14 protein-coding genes are annotated in these 14,603 nt (G+C 32.1%); 10 read left to right on the forward strand and 4 right to left on the reverse strand.

Translation table 11 applies throughout. From position 1 onward, the window contains the following. The 7 genes from EF514_RS08295 (at window position 1) to EF514_RS08325 (ending at window position 7,379) form a co-directional block, all read left to right on the forward strand. Window positions 1-711: a dihydroorotate dehydrogenase electron transfer subunit gene (locus EF514_RS08295; RefSeq protein WP_127724976.1), complete on the forward strand. Its 711-nt coding sequence runs from the start codon at window positions 1-3 to the stop codon at window positions 709-711. After that, complete coding sequence (locus EF514_RS08300) at window positions 708-1,613, forward strand: dihydroorotate dehydrogenase (protein ID WP_127724977.1); 906 nt, start codon at window positions 708-710, stop codon at window positions 1,611-1,613. Before EF514_RS08295 ends, EF514_RS08300 begins: the two co-directional genes overlap by 4 nt. Before the next feature lie 129 nt (window positions 1,614-1,742). Beyond that, window positions 1,743-2,639 carry a quinolinate synthase NadA gene (gene nadA, locus EF514_RS08305; RefSeq protein ID WP_127724978.1) on the forward strand — a complete coding sequence of 299 codons (897 nt, stop codon included), beginning with the start codon at window positions 1,743-1,745 and terminating at the stop codon, window positions 2,637-2,639. 2 nt (window positions 2,640-2,641) lie between these two features. After that, window positions 2,642-3,910, forward strand: coding sequence for an L-aspartate oxidase (locus tag EF514_RS08310; protein WP_127724979.1), 1,269 nt, complete (start codon window positions 2,642-2,644; stop codon window positions 3,908-3,910). Beyond that, the gene (gene nadC, locus EF514_RS08315) at window positions 3,885-4,745 is read left to right on the forward strand and encodes a carboxylating nicotinate-nucleotide diphosphorylase (protein WP_240649043.1); all 861 of its coding nucleotides are present in this window, start codon (window positions 3,885-3,887) and stop codon (window positions 4,743-4,745) included. The genes EF514_RS08310 and nadC overlap by 26 nt, the downstream gene beginning before the upstream one ends. Then, a complete protein-coding gene (locus tag EF514_RS08320; protein WP_127724980.1) occupies window positions 4,742-5,257 on the forward strand; it encodes a transcription repressor NadR in 516 nt (171 codons plus the stop codon). The genes nadC and EF514_RS08320 overlap by 4 nt, the downstream gene beginning before the upstream one ends. Before the next feature lie 922 nt (window positions 5,258-6,179). After that, a complete protein-coding gene (locus EF514_RS08325) occupies window positions 6,180-7,379 on the forward strand; it encodes an L-lactate MFS transporter (protein ID WP_127724981.1) in 1,200 nt (399 codons plus the stop codon). A 161-nt stretch (window positions 7,380-7,540) separates the two neighbouring features. Here the strand turns inward: EF514_RS08325 and EF514_RS08330 are convergent, their stop codons facing one another. Together EF514_RS08330 and EF514_RS08335 are read right to left on the reverse strand one after the other, a co-directional pair. Continuing rightward, entirely contained in the window at window positions 7,541-9,568 is a 2,028-nt protein-coding gene (locus EF514_RS08330) for an MATE family efflux transporter (RefSeq protein ID WP_127724982.1), read from the reverse strand. Window positions 9,569-9,799: 231 nt separating this feature from the next. Then, window positions 9,800-10,711 carry a cation diffusion facilitator family transporter gene (locus EF514_RS08335; RefSeq protein WP_127724983.1) on the reverse strand — a complete coding sequence of 304 codons (912 nt, stop codon included), beginning with the start codon at window positions 10,709-10,711 and terminating at the stop codon, window positions 9,800-9,802. Between the two features lie 375 nt (window positions 10,712-11,086). Between EF514_RS08335 and EF514_RS08340 the strand changes: the two genes are divergently transcribed. After that, complete coding sequence (locus EF514_RS08340) at window positions 11,087-11,347, forward strand: hypothetical protein (RefSeq protein WP_127724984.1); 261 nt, start codon at window positions 11,087-11,089, stop codon at window positions 11,345-11,347. Window positions 11,348-11,563: 216 nt separating this feature from the next. After that, window positions 11,564-11,809 carry a hypothetical protein gene (locus EF514_RS08345; RefSeq protein ID WP_127724985.1) on the forward strand — a complete coding sequence of 82 codons (246 nt, stop codon included), beginning with the start codon at window positions 11,564-11,566 and terminating at the stop codon, window positions 11,807-11,809. A gap of 338 nt (window positions 11,810-12,147) precedes the next feature. Here EF514_RS08345 and EF514_RS08350 read toward each other — a convergent pair whose 3' ends face one another. Then, a complete protein-coding gene (locus EF514_RS08350; protein WP_127724986.1) occupies window positions 12,148-13,398 on the reverse strand; it encodes a DUF2207 family protein in 1,251 nt (416 codons plus the stop codon). A gap of 530 nt (window positions 13,399-13,928) precedes the next feature. Here EF514_RS08350 and EF514_RS08355 point away from each other — a divergent pair. Beyond that, a complete protein-coding gene (locus EF514_RS08355; protein WP_127724987.1) occupies window positions 13,929-14,129 on the forward strand; it encodes a hypothetical protein in 201 nt (66 codons plus the stop codon). A 172-nt stretch (window positions 14,130-14,301) separates the two neighbouring features. Here EF514_RS08355 and EF514_RS08360 read toward each other — a convergent pair whose 3' ends face one another. Continuing rightward, window positions 14,302-14,496: a hypothetical protein gene (locus EF514_RS08360; RefSeq protein WP_127724988.1), complete on the reverse strand. Its 195-nt coding sequence runs from the start codon at window positions 14,494-14,496 to the stop codon at window positions 14,302-14,304. Between the last annotated feature and the right edge of the window lie 107 nt (window positions 14,497-14,603).

Raw genomic sequence — 14,603 nt, forward strand, 5'->3', positions numbered from 1 at the left:
ATGGGAAATATAATTTCTAATGAAAAGCTTTCAAAGGACTTTTATCTTTTAAAGGCAAAAGAGGAAAAAGAAGTAAAAATGGGCCAGTTCTATATGTTGAGATCGTGGGACTACTATCCCCTACTGTCAAGACCTATAAGTATTTACGATTCAGACGGAAAAACCATCTCCTTTTTATATAAAGTAGTGGGAGAGGGAACGGAATTATTTGCAAAATTAAAACCCGGTGATGAAATAACCCTTCAAGGACCTCTTGGCGAAAGTTTTCCCGAAGTGGAGGGGAAAATAGCCATGGTAGGCGGAGGAGTGGGAATAGCTCCACTTTACCTTGCTTCAAAGACACTAAAGGAACTAAATCCTGAAAATAAAATAGACATCTACTTGGGCTTTAGTGACGTAGCATTGCTAGAGGAAGAGTACGGCAAAGTCTGCGACAACTTAAAAATAAACGTAGGCGGATTTGTAACAGATGATATAGAAGTAGAAAACTACGACCATATCTTTACCTGCGGACCTGAGATAATGATGAAGGTCCTTTATGAAAAGTGTAAGAGAGTAGGTGTGGAAGATAGACTTACAGTGTCAATGGAAAGTAGAATGGCCTGTGGAGTGGGAGCTTGTTTCGGATGTACATGTAAGACCACAGAAGGTAATAAAAAAGTCTGTAAGGACGGTCCGATCTTTAGTGCAAAGGAGGTATTTGAAATATGAAAAATCTACTAAGTACGGAATTTGCAGGAGTTAAATTTAAAAATCCAATAGTACTGGCATCGGGAACCTGTGGTTTCGGTCGTGAATTCAAGGACATCTTTGACCTTGAAAAAGTAGGTGGAATCTCCTCAAAGGGACTTACATTAAATCCGAGAGGAGGAAATGACGGAATCCGAATATGGGAAACACCAAGCGGAATGATGAACAGTGTGGGATTGGAAAATCCCGGAGTAAAAGGATTTATAGAAGAAGAGTTGGACTGGGTAAATGGACTTGACCTTGTAAACATAGTAAACCTTGGAGGACATTCCATAGAGGACTATGTTGAAGGAGTTAGGCTGTTAAATGAAGTAGACCTTGATATATTGGAGCTTAACATCTCCTGTCCCAACGTAAAAGCAGGGGGAATGAACTTCGGAGTAAAGTGTGACATAGCAGGAGAAGTAATAAAGACCATAAGAAAAATATGTAAACACAAGTTGGTAGTAAAACTTTCCCCAAATGCTGAGGACATAGTGGAGTTGGCAAAAGTATGTGAAGCGGAGGGAGCAGATGGAGTATCACTGGTAAATACCTTTTTGGCACTGGCAATAGACATAGACAATAAGAAGGCTGTATTTGACAATGGCTATGCAGGCTTATCGGGCCCTGCAATAAAACCCATAGCTCTAAGGATGGTAAACCAAGTATCAAAGGCGGTAAAGATACCTGTAATGGGACTTGGAGGAGTAACAACTTGGGAAGATGCGGTGGAATTTATAATGGCCGGGGCAACAGTAGTACAAGTAGGTACGGCAAGTTTTATAAAACCTTCAATCTCCTTGGATATAATAGATAAAATGAGAGACTATGCAGATAGGGAAAAGTTAAATAACATTTCAGATATTCGCGGAATTATTTAAGATAAAGAGACGTTACAGTAGTTGGGTAACGTCTTTTTTAAAGTACAAGTTTATATGTAAATGCATATGTCTTGTCACCAAAGAGGAATAATGTTATAATCAGACTATTATTTAAAAGGATTGGTGAAAATGGAAGAAGAAATATTACATAATTTTAAAAATGATAGTAGGGTTGTGTTGGCGCATTATTATGTGAATAGAGAAATTCAAAAGAAGGCCGATTATATTGGGGATTCCTTTTATTTAGCACAGTTGGCAAGGAAATTACAGGAGGAGCACATTATAGTGGCAGGTGTTTACTTTATGGCGGAAAGTGTAAAAATATTAAATCCGAAGAAACGCGTGTACTTAGTAAGAGATGATGCAGACTGTCCAATGGCACATATGGTAAGAGTTGAAAGGATAAAGAAAATGAGAGAGGAAGTAGAGGATTTGTCGGTGGTCTGCTATATAAACTCCACAGCTGAAATAAAAGCGTATAGCGATATATGTGTTACATCTTCAAATGCGGTTAAGGTAGTAAAAAAATTGCCTGAAAAAAATATCTTTTTTATTCCAGACGGTAATTTAGCTAACTATGTTGCAAAGTACGTTCCGGAAAAAAATATTATAGCAAATGATGGTTACTGTCCGGTGCATAATAAGATAAGTGCAGAGGAAATAATAAAAATGAAAAGTATTTACAAAGGGGCTCCTGTATTGGCGCACCCTGAATGCAGGGAAGAAGTTTTGGAATTGGCGGACTATGTGGGAAGTACCAGTGGCATTATAGAAGAAACAGGGCTTAACAAGTCAGAAGAATTTATAATAGTGACGGAACGGGGAATAGAATATGAACTGCAGCGGAAATATCCCAATAAAAAGTTTCACTTTGTAAAAGGTATGATATGTGCAGATATGAAAAAATTGACTTTGGAGCAGGCGGGAAAAGTGGCTGCAAATAAAAAAAATGAAGTATTTGTGGATTCCGACGTTGCAATGAAAGCCAAGAAACCCTTGGAGAGAATGTTGGAGTTGGGGGTTTAGGCGTGAACGTATTTTATGGGGACGTCGTAGTTGTAGGCTCAGGTGTTGCAGGTTTAACTTGTGCCTTGGAGCTTTCCAAGGAATTTGACAATATTGTTTTAATAACTAAAAAATTCCTTGAGGACAGTAATTCCTACTTGGCTCAAGGTGGAATGGCAGTGATGAAAAGTGTCGAAGATAGAAAAGTATTCCTTGAGGATACGCTTAAGGCGGGACATTATAAAAATAATAAAAGGGCTGTAGAAATACTAATTGATGAATCCCAAGATGCCATAAGGACTTTGGTGGGTTACGGTGCGAAATTTCAAAGGGAAAAGGGAGAATATTCTTATACCAGAGAAGGAGGACATAGCGTTAATCGAATACTCTACTGTGGAGATTATACAGGTAGGGCAATAATGGAGGCTTTAATAGAAAAAGTTAAAGCTTGCTCTAAAATTAAAATTTTGGAAAAATACACAATGGAGGATTTATTAATTCACAATAAAGTGTGTTACGGGATATATGCAAGGGGAAGGGAAAATATTTTAATAAGGGGTAAAAAGACAGTACTGGCAACGGGAGGAATTGGAGGAATATATAAAAACTCCACAAATTATTCCCATATTAGGGGAGATGGTATAGCACTTGCAATAAGACACAAGGTAGGATTAAAAGACATTTCCTACGTTCAAATTCATCCCACTGCCCTATATGAAGAAGGAGATAAGAGAAAATTTTTAATTTCCGAATCTCTAAGAGGTGAAGGTGCAATAATACTAAACCATAAAAAAGAAAGATTTACCTATGAACTTAATCCCAGAGACATAGTGTCTCAAGCTATTATTAGAGAAATGAAAAAAGAGGAAGTGTCTCATCAGTGGCTACGTCTATCTAATATAAAAGTTGATATTGAAAAGAGATTTCCTAAAATATATGAACAGTTAAAGTCCATGGCAATAGATCCTTACAATGAAGATGTTCCCATTGTACCGGCGCAACACTATACTATGGGAGGAATAGAAGTTGATTTATTTGGAAGGACAAGTATGTTGGGACTCTATGCAGTAGGTGAAGTAGCTTGCACAGGAGTACACGGCGAAAATCGTCTTGCAAGTAATTCTTTACTGGAAAGTGTAGTTTATGCAAAAAGAGTTGCAAAATCAATTGCAAATTCAAGGTATGTAAAAGAATACAAGGGGAACTTTAAAATAAATAATTTAGATTCATATAGGAACAGTGAAGTTATTGGGGAGGTAATAAAAATTGACAAACTTGCCAAAATTAAATAATATAGTTATTGATGAATTGTTGTTACAGGCATTGAAGGAAGACGTAAGTGTGGAGGATATTTCCACAAACAGTATAATAAAAGAGGGTACCATTGGTGAAGTTACTCTCTATGCTAAAGAAAAGGGAGTTATAGCAGGGTTATATGTATTTGAAAGGATATTTCACTTACTTGACTTAAAAACCAAAGTGGAAAAATTTGCAGTTGACGGAGATGAAGTAAGTGCTGGAGAAAAGGTTGCCATAGTTAAAGGTGATGTTAGAATTCTTCTGACTGGGGAAAGAGTTGCTTTAAATTATCTGCAGCGTATGAGCGGAGTTGCAACCTATACCGCCGAAATGGTAAAAGCCTTGGATGATTCCAAAGTAAAAATAGTGGATACTAGAAAGACAACACCCAACATGAGAGTTTTTGAAAAATATGCCACACGTGTTGGAGGAGGATATAATCACCGCTTTAATCTGTCAGACGGAGTCCTTTTAAAAGATAATCATATAGCGGCGGCAGGCTCTATTAAAAAGGCTGTGGAAAGTGCAAGAGAATATACCTCTTTTATAAGAAAAATTGAAGTGGAAGTTGAGAATATTGAAATGGTGAAAGAGGCCTTAGAAGCCAAGGCGGACATTATAATGTTGGATAATATGGGTATAGATGAAGTGGCTAAAGCAGTAAGTTTAATTAATAAGGAAGCGGAAATTGAATGCTCCGGAAATATAACTTTGGAAAATATAGGAAACTATAGAAATCTCGGTTTAGATTATATTTCCACAGGAGCTCCAACTCATTCATATAAAGTGTTGGATTTATCAATGAAAAATTTAAAGGTATTAAAATGATTGAAAATAAAGAAAGAAGAGCTGGAATAATTGAAATTTTAAAAAACAGTCCAAAGGCAATTTCAGGTGGGGAACTTGGGAAAAATTTTGGCGTTTCAAGACAGGTTATAGTTCAAGATATAGCTCTTTTAAAAGCTAAAGGACATTTAATAGTATCAACAAATCGCGGGTACAAACTGTTAATTGAAGAAGGGCATAGCAGGACATTTAAAGTACTTCACTCCGACAACGACATTGCAAGGGAATTATATGCAATTGTGGATTTGGGGGCTGAAGTTAAAGATGTATTTATTCGCCATAGGGCGTATGGGCTTATAAAGGCGGACTTAAATATTAAATCCAGAAGAGACGTTGATAAATTAATAGCTGAGATTAAATCGGGAGTGAGCAGTCCTTTGAAAAATCTTACAAAGAGCTACCATTACCACACGATTTCAGCCAATAGTGAGGAAGTCCTTGATGAAGTTGAAGATATTTTAAGAGATTTGGGATTTTTAGTGGAAAAACACTAGCTAATAGGAATACTTCAATATAGCTTTAATCTTTGTTACTGATGATGTTTTAATATTTCAGAAATAAAATGTGACTTTCATAAGCTGGGAAATTATGTATTAAGAAATTTTAAAATATATAGCAATAGGCTTATTGGAAATTTATACAAAGATTATCCTGGTTAATTTTCTTTAGGATATATTTCAGAGTAGTATGACGAATATTTTCTATTTCAATCTATTGATAAATATGGAATCTTTCCAAGTTTCCAAATTCGAAATAAGAAATTTAATATTTGGAACTTAATTGAAAAAAACACTTTAAATTCTTTAAAGAGCTGCTGATGGATAGCTATGAAAACAAGCAAAATATTTCAATTGCCGGTGAAGATAATGAAGGAGTAATATGAGGAAAAATTATTTCTGTGGGAGAATATAAAAGTTTGGTTTTAGAAAATAATTATGGCTATGGTAAAGCTTTAGATAATTTAGATAATGTTTTTTGTTTAAAGAAAATATTATAGGTATGACTTTATAAGTATTGAAAACTTTTTACTAATTCAATATGAATTATCCGGGAAATACTATTTAGAAATTAAAAGTCAAAATATAAAAATAAATGGTAGTAATTAAATTTTAAAAGTGGAGTTTAAAACTTCACTTTTTTATTGTAAAAAATTAAAATTATTTTTTGTTCATGTTTATGGGATCACATAATAATAAGTTTATCTTTTTTAAAAACATAACTTTATTGATTTATTCAACTAAAAATTCAAAAGTCATAGTTAAAAGGTATGATTAATAAATTAAAATCAGTTTGAAAAATTTTTAGGGGGTAACTATACTATAATTATAGAGATTGATTTTCTTATTTTTATTCAGGTAATTAATCAAGATCTATTATTGGTTCATTACAGTTAGAGAGTTTTAAGAAGGAGGATTTATGGAAAAAACTGTTGGAAGAACGGATAATCGTTGGTTAATTTTAATATCCTGTATTATAATTAATCTGTGTTTAGGAGCGGGTTATGCTTGGAGTGTTTTTCAAGGACCCCTTATGAGTGAATTTGGATGGACGACAGCTCAGGCATCTTTAGCCTTTAGTATTTCCTTTGCAATGGTTCCGGTGGCAATGATTATTTTTGGACCTAGGCAAGATAAGGAAGGACCTAGAAAGATAACCTTTGTAGGAGGACTGTTGTTTGGGATTGGAATGATATTAACCGGTTTTGTAAAAAATTTGCCTATGCTCTATATAACATATGGAATTATTTTAGGATTTGGAATTGGCATGGCTTACGGTTGTACTACGGCTACGACTGTAAAGTGGTTTCCCGATAAAAAGGGTTTGGCAGGAGGGCTTACAGCTGCCGGATTCGGCTCAGGAGCAGTGGTGTTGGCTCCTTTGGCAGTGAGTTTAATTGATAATTACGGAGTTTTAAATGCTTTTAAATTTTTAGGTGTGGGCTTACTTTTAATAATATGTGCAGCCTCTTTGGTTTTAAAATCGCCTGCTACTCTAGCTGATTCAACCAGTGTTGGCGGTAAAAACTTTAAACCTTTTGAAATGATGAAGACATCTTCATTTTGGCTTTTATGGGTAGTCTATGTATTTGGTTGTTTAGCGGGACTTATGATTATTGGACATGCTGCCTCAATAGCAAGTGAGTATATCAATTTAAGTAAGGAAATAGCAACCTTAGTAGTGAGTTTAGTAGCCTTAGCTAATACAGGCGGTAGAGTGTTTTGGGGAATGGTTTCAGATAAGATAGGAAGATATTCTACTGTAATGGTTATGTTTATGGCTTCAGGCTTAGGCTTACTGTTGTTGTTTCTTCAAATGCAATGGGCACTTTCAATTTTAGGAATCCTGTTGATAGCATTGTCCTTTGGAGGATTTTTAGGAACGTTTCCTGGCATAACCGCTGAAAACTGGGGTTCGAAGTACAGCGGCTCCAACTATGGATATATGTTTACAGCTTATGGATTGGCATCCATATTCGGACCTCGTATGGCAGCAGTAATAAAAGAATCCAGTGGTGGAGATTATGGAATGGCCTTTTTAGTATCAATTCTTTTAAGTGTTGTAGGAATTATATTGGTATTTATTTTTAAAAAGAAAAAGGAAAGTATCACTGCCTAAATAAAGTAAAGGTTAGTCCTGCTCTTAAATGAGCAGGATTAATTTTGTTAAGATAACTGTGGAGTATTTAGATTTTAATTAAAGAAAACCAGTCAGAGTTTTATTTGGAAATATGGGATAAAACAATAACAAGAACTTCATTTTTAGAAGTTCTTGTTATTTCATTGGATACTGGGATATAGTTTACGGACGCTTTGTACTATTAATTCAGCTGTGTCCTCAATACCTAACATACCGCTATCTATCATAAGCTGATATTGTTCTCGATCTCCCCATTTTTTGCCGGTATAGAATCTATAATAATTTGCACGCCCTCTATCCGTATTAAGAGCTGTTTCTTCAGCCTTTTTAATATCTACTCCATATTTCTGTACAAGCTGTTTTTTTCGATTTTCCAAATTGGCATAAATAAATACATTTATACAGTTGGGATGATCACGTAACACATAATCAGCACAGCGACCGACTATAACGCAGGCTTCTTTTTCGGCTATTTCACGTATTATTTGACTTTGGGTGTTAAACATGGTGTCAATATTGCTATAGTAATTACTGAAAGCCGGACTTCCTACATTACGTCCTCCTGTGGGGCTGGTCCATATAAAGCGGCTTGATATATATTCCTCTTGATGAGTAATATAGTTTTCTGCAAGACCGCTTCGTTTTGCAGTTAAGTCAATTAGATTGCGGTTATAAAAAGATATTCCCAATTTTTTAGCAATGCTTTCACCAATTAGTCTTCCGCCACTTCCGTATTCCCTTGCAATTGTAATAACGAAATTTCCTGGGGATTCTCGTATTTCAGATGTGGTAGCATCAGCAGTATACATACTTTTTTGTGGCTTGATTTTTGATAAAAAAATCAAACATAAAATCAACGATACAAAAGTTGACAAAGGTGATGCCCAACCAAGTTCAAATAAAGTTGAACCGTCTATGGTACTTATAAAATAGGCAAGGGGAATTCTAACGGCAAAGGTGGTCAATAGACTGTGGATTAAACTAAACCATGATTTTCCGAAGCTGTTAAAAAATCCGTTCATAGAGAATACAAAACTTACCATAAGTACATCAAAGACATAGGAGCGCAAATAATCTGCGGACATTTCTATTACTTCCGGATCCTTTGTCATAATTCCGGCAAGTGAACTGCCAAAGAACTGACAAAGTAAAGTGAAAATAATTGCGGGAATAAGTGCAATTAAAATACCCCACCACATAGTTTTCTTAGCTCTTTCCAATTGATTGGCACCGATATTTTGAGCAGATGCAGCACCAACGGCAGTACCCATTGCTGTTGCCGGTACAAATATAAAGGTTATCAGTTTTTCTACAACGCCCACAGCAGCAGAGGCAACAACACCCATTTGATTTATTATTGTAGTTATAAATAAAAAAGAAGCATTTACTAACATGTTTTGTAATGCAACAGGCCCACCTATTAATACTATATTTATAATTTCTTTTTTATCAAAATGGAAATCCTCACGAGTAATTGAAACGCCAATTCCATTGCGTTTTAAAAATATTAAGGCAAAGAAAAAACTACCTGCCTGTGCAATAGTTGTAGCTATAGCTGCACCTAAAGCTCCCATATGAAATTTTTTGACGAAGAGAATATCTAAAACTACATTAATTAAACAAGCTATAAGCACGAAAATAAAAGGCGTTTTAGAATCTCCCATAGCTGTCAGTATACTACTGATTACATTGTAGCCTGCAATAAAAACAATACCCAAAGCGCAGACGAATAAATATTCTTCAGTTTCACCTATGGCTTCAAAAGGCGTTTTCATTAGGGAAATTAAATGTTTATGGAACCCAAGATAAATTGCCATTAAGATAATTGCAATAAAACTAAATAAAATTACTGATGTTCCAATAGTTCGGGATATGCCCTTTTTATCCTTGGCTCCGTAGTATTGTCCTACTAACACTGTTATTCCGGTAGCAAATCCAATAATAAGTTGTGTAACTAAAGTCATAAGCTGACTGCCGATAGTAACTGCTGAAACGTCGGAAGTAGTTGCAAAATTACCTACAACTAATAAATCAACGGCTCCGTATAAGTTCTGAACAAGTATACTTAAGATAAAAGGAATTGAAAATGATATCAAGGACTTAGGTATACTACCCGTTAAGAAGGATATTTCTTTCTCTCTACTGATTTTTGCTTTAATAATTTTCACCACTTTCTAAATTTTGAAATAAAAAAGGTGTTAAGCCTTAGCATAACACCTTATCCGGCACTTATTATAAAAATATGCCCTCCGAATGTAGTTGAAAGTTTAACACAGAAAAAAATATCAGTCAAGAAATATTATGAAAAATAAATTATTAAAAACATATTTTTAATGTCCTAAAGAAAACTTTAAAATCGCAGGTAAAGATTTTACTTGTATTATAAATTATAAATAATTTCAGTTTAAAATTCCGGAGTCAATTCCATCTGTGAAATTACAATTTTCATCGGGTAATTCAAATTCAATTGTGGAATGTTGAATACCCTCTTTAAATAAAAGAGCTCGAATTTGATTTCTAAGCGTTGCTAATTCCTCCAAAGGTAAAGATTCCTTTATAGTAATATGAACAGTGAGCACATTGAAATTTTCATCTAAAGACCATATATGGAGATCATGGATACTTTGGACAATATTAAATTCTCCCAGCTTTTTAATAATATAATTAGGGTCAATATCAGCAGGTGTTCCTTGAAGAAGAATCGGTAATACTGTTTTTATGTTTTTAAATACATTAAAGAGTACAAAAAAGGCAATAAAAATAGAAAGTATTGGGTCTATAATAGTAAGTCCAGTAAAGTGAATAATAACAGAACCGACTAAGACCGCAATCCATCCCATAACATCTTCAAGTAAATGAAGAGAAACAACTCGTTCATTGATGGAGGAGCCTTTCCTAGTACGCAGAACGGCTAGACCGTTAATTATAATGCCTAAGATAGCAAGGGCAAACATACCCTTGGCATTAGTATATTGAGGTTTAAATAGGCGTGGAATAGCTTCAGATAGTATATATAAACTTCCTATAATCAGGACTACTGAATTTATTATTGCACCCAAAAGGGAAAATCGTTTATATCCGTAGGTATAAAGTTTCGTACTTTCTTTTTTAGATAGTTTTTGAAAGTACCATGCAAGACCAAGAGATAGACTATCACTAAAATCATGTACGGCATCTGAGATTATGGAAATACTGTTAGTAAAAATACCCCCGAAAAGTTCAATAACAGTGAAAGTTAGATTTAGAAAAAATGCAACACTAGTAGTATTGTCACCACTATTTTCATGTGAATGTATGTGATTATGTGCCATAAGAAAACTCCTTTCCCATTATAAATTTAGATATCAACTTAAGTAATATATTTTAAAACTTCTATTCTATAATTTCAGAACAGATTTTATAAATAAAGTTTGTTAATATATTTATACTAATGTTATAGATATTTTAAACATTCTAGTTAGGAATAGAAGAGAACCATATCTTTTAATAAATTATAAAATGTAAATTAATATTATTAAAAGAGAAATATATTACTAAATAGTAATTAGAGTATCTAAGAATTTAATAGATTATTTAAATACCTAGGGTTAGATTTAAAGTATATAGGAAAAATCTATAATCCTTTAAAGGGTTTTATGATATAATACTATACAACATATAATATTATATAATTAAGAGGTGATAATATGAAAATGAAAGTAGCCAGTTTAGCTTTAGCGTTTTTATTGTTAACTCCAAGCGGAGTATTTGCACATGGTCACAGAAGAGGGCAACATGCTCATAATAATGTACAATACACAAAAACTTGTGACTATACAAAAAAGCATAAACACAACAGAAGAACAGGTTCTTGTAATTATGGTGAATACTGTCCAAATTTACATGAATACAACAGTAAAACTAAAGTATGTAACTATGGAGAAGATTGTCCATTTTGTTACAGATAAAGAAATCCTCGGTTTAATACCGGGGATTTAATATTTTATAGTATAGGTAAAATTTTATCTGAAAAATTATTTTGTCTTTTATATTTTTAAAACTTAAAAAACAATTTTGAGATAGTGGGTTGTAAAAAGCTGAATTATATTAAACATTTGATAGTTTAAAATTATCGTGGTATGATTATAAGAAGTGCATCAGTTCTAAATTATAGGGGTGTTACTATGGATCTTGGCAGAATAGCTATAGGATTAATAATAGTATTTTATTGCTTAAATATTTACATAAAAAGAAAAGAAAGCAAAGTTTTAATTTGGGTTTTTGCTGGTTGGCAATTAGCATTTCACTCAGGAAATATGAATATATTTCAACATTTTAATAAGCCGCTAAAATTAGTTATAGGCTCTATTACAATGATTTTATTTATAATAGCTGTTAGAGAATTTATAATATTGTATAAAAAGGGTTAAAATTTAGTAGATTGAAAGCAAAAGTGTTGGGAGATAATTATAGCTAAATTGTTACTTTCTTAACAAAGTTTAACTTTACCTATAATTATATTAACTTTTACTTTTATTCCATTACTGAATTTTTTTGAGGAAGTAATAGATAAACAGTACATAGCTTTAAAAAGTTTTTCTGAAATTATCATATTCGTTTATAAAATTATATTTTAAAACCTTAGATCATATAATTACTCTCATCAAATATTATATATCATAGGAGTATATCTTTTTTGTTTCCAAAATTTTACACTATTTGATGATTAAGTATAATTGAAATTAATTAAAAAACTAAACTTTTGTCATTATAGCTCACGCATCCAAAATAGGCTGAGACCTGGAAAATATTTACTTATTTCACTAACTATACTTTCATTTTCTTCGAGAATAAGTGCAAAAACAAGGTAGTCATCCCATAATAGAACTTTTTCTTTTTGGGCTTCATTAAGCAATGTAAAGTCGTGGATATAATTTTTCAATGCAAGCAGTTTTTCTGCTGTACGCTCACCTTTTTTAGTTCTTATTAGAGGTGACTTCATTTGTTTGTATTTTCTATTATGGGCAATAAGGTATAGTCCTGAAAATATAAATATACCGGAGAGTATAATTATAAAAAAGTTAAACAAACTGTATAAAAAATTTCTAATAAAATCAGGGTTGTTGATAAAGTTATTGTAATCGTAACATCCTGCAAAAAACATATAATATGTATCAAGGTTTGTATCGCTATCAATATTAATATTTATATAATTATTTAAATAATACTGATCAGATAATTTAGTAAAAATTTGGAGAACTCCAATTAACATAATAATTATACAGGATGTGATACATAGCCTTGCAACAAGAGACAATTTCTTTTTTCTTTTATAAAAAGAGAAGTGGTTTCCGGAATGAGGAAAATCCACTTTTGTGTTTATTTCTAAAAATTTTGCATCTTCCGCTTCAATTATGCATTGAGTTTTCCATTTTTTAATAAGTGTTTTATTTGAAGAGTTTTTAATGTATTCTAATAAGATCTTCTCGCTGTTTAGCAACTTACTAGTGTTTTGTGGATTATACTCAATATGGTCTGAGTGAATAAAAATTATTTTGCGGTTATACATAGATAAAAGTGTTGCAGCTATATCTTTGCCAGCTTCTATATCAAGATCCATTAATAGGCTGGCAGTAGTAGGAGAAACATTAGAAAATGTATCGCGAAAATACTGAATATTCATTTCTCCTGTAAAAGTCAATTTCTCAGTTAAAGATTTAGAAATTGCTATACGAAATCCTATATATAGTATTGGAATAAAGAATGGGTATGCAAGTATATTAATGGAAAAAACTATAAATACAAATAAAACAACAATTGTATAGAGAAAAAATTCAGCTGTACTATTAGCTTTTATTATAGATGAAAAAACATCACTAAATCGGCGTAGTGACATTAGGATTACAGGGACACCGTCTTCTTTAAAATTAGTTAATTGAATCGTAATTAAAAGTAAAATTACAATGCAGTCAATAATTTTCCATGTTCTTTCTTTCGCAACAGTAAATTTTTTTATCATTAGAAACACCTTTTATAGCTCTAAATATAGAGCAGAGAGAATTATAATTGGACTGCGAAGTCAAATTATAATTTAGTATAACATAAAAGTATCGGACATTCTATACTATAATTATCTATATTATAATGATACTTACTTAACATTTTTAGTATTAATTATCAAGATATAAGTGAACGTATTAAAGGGTAGTTTAAAATTAATTTTTAATAAGATAGGAAAATAGTTTGAATATTGAAAAATAATTGGATATTGATATGCTTTTTAAAATAATTAATTTAGATGAGATTAGAATATATATTTTTGTTTCAGGAGTTATTGAAGTATTAAAATTGATTCATAAAGTAAAATAGGTATGGAATAATAAAAAAAGTATTAAAATATTTGGATTAGCAGTATATTTTTTTAGAGGTGATGTATTTATTGAGAAAGGGCAAACTTATGTACAATTAAGAGAGTTATGTGAGCAGATAAATATAAATGTTGAGTGGGTAGATCCAAGATATCATATGTCTCCTGTACCTGGAGGAAATTTGCCTAGTGGCATTAATTTGACTAATCCAACATTTATTTATACAAAAAAAGTTACAAAATATAATGATACAGATAAAAAGATAATGGGAGTAGATATAACGGGTGTTTACAAAAAATATAAATATGAAAATTCTGATTATAAATATGTTTTTGACGAAGGAAATTTAATTATTAGAAATGAAGAAAAGAAAAAAGGATAACTCTCTCATTAAATCCTAGTAATGAGAAGATTTATGTCGAGGTGAACGAATTTAAAGGAAAAAATATTACCTTATTTTGTAGATATATGTATACAATGAAAACAGACATAAGTATATTTTCAGCAGAAGTTAATAATATTTAAATTAAAAACAATCCTTAGTAAAGTGTAAGCTATTGAGGATTGTTTTTATTGAACATTATATTTTTAATCTTTCCAAGGATAAAACTTAAAAGTCCAACTGTCACAGCTATAATTATTAATCTATAATTGAAAGAAAAGTGAAATTTATAATTTAAAAAACTATATAACAAAGAGCCTAGGTAACCGTAAAGAATATATGGAATTATATTTTTAATCTTTTTCATTGATCAGTCTCCAAATTTTATGTTTTTTTAGTATAAATCACTTTTTAATTTATATTAATGATTTAAAAAGTTATAAACAAAATAAAAAAGTTTGGTATAAAAGCAAA

Source organism: Anaerosphaera multitolerans, from assembly GCF_004006535.1.
GTDB lineage: Bacteria > Bacillota > Clostridia > Tissierellales > Peptoniphilaceae > Anaerosphaera > Anaerosphaera multitolerans.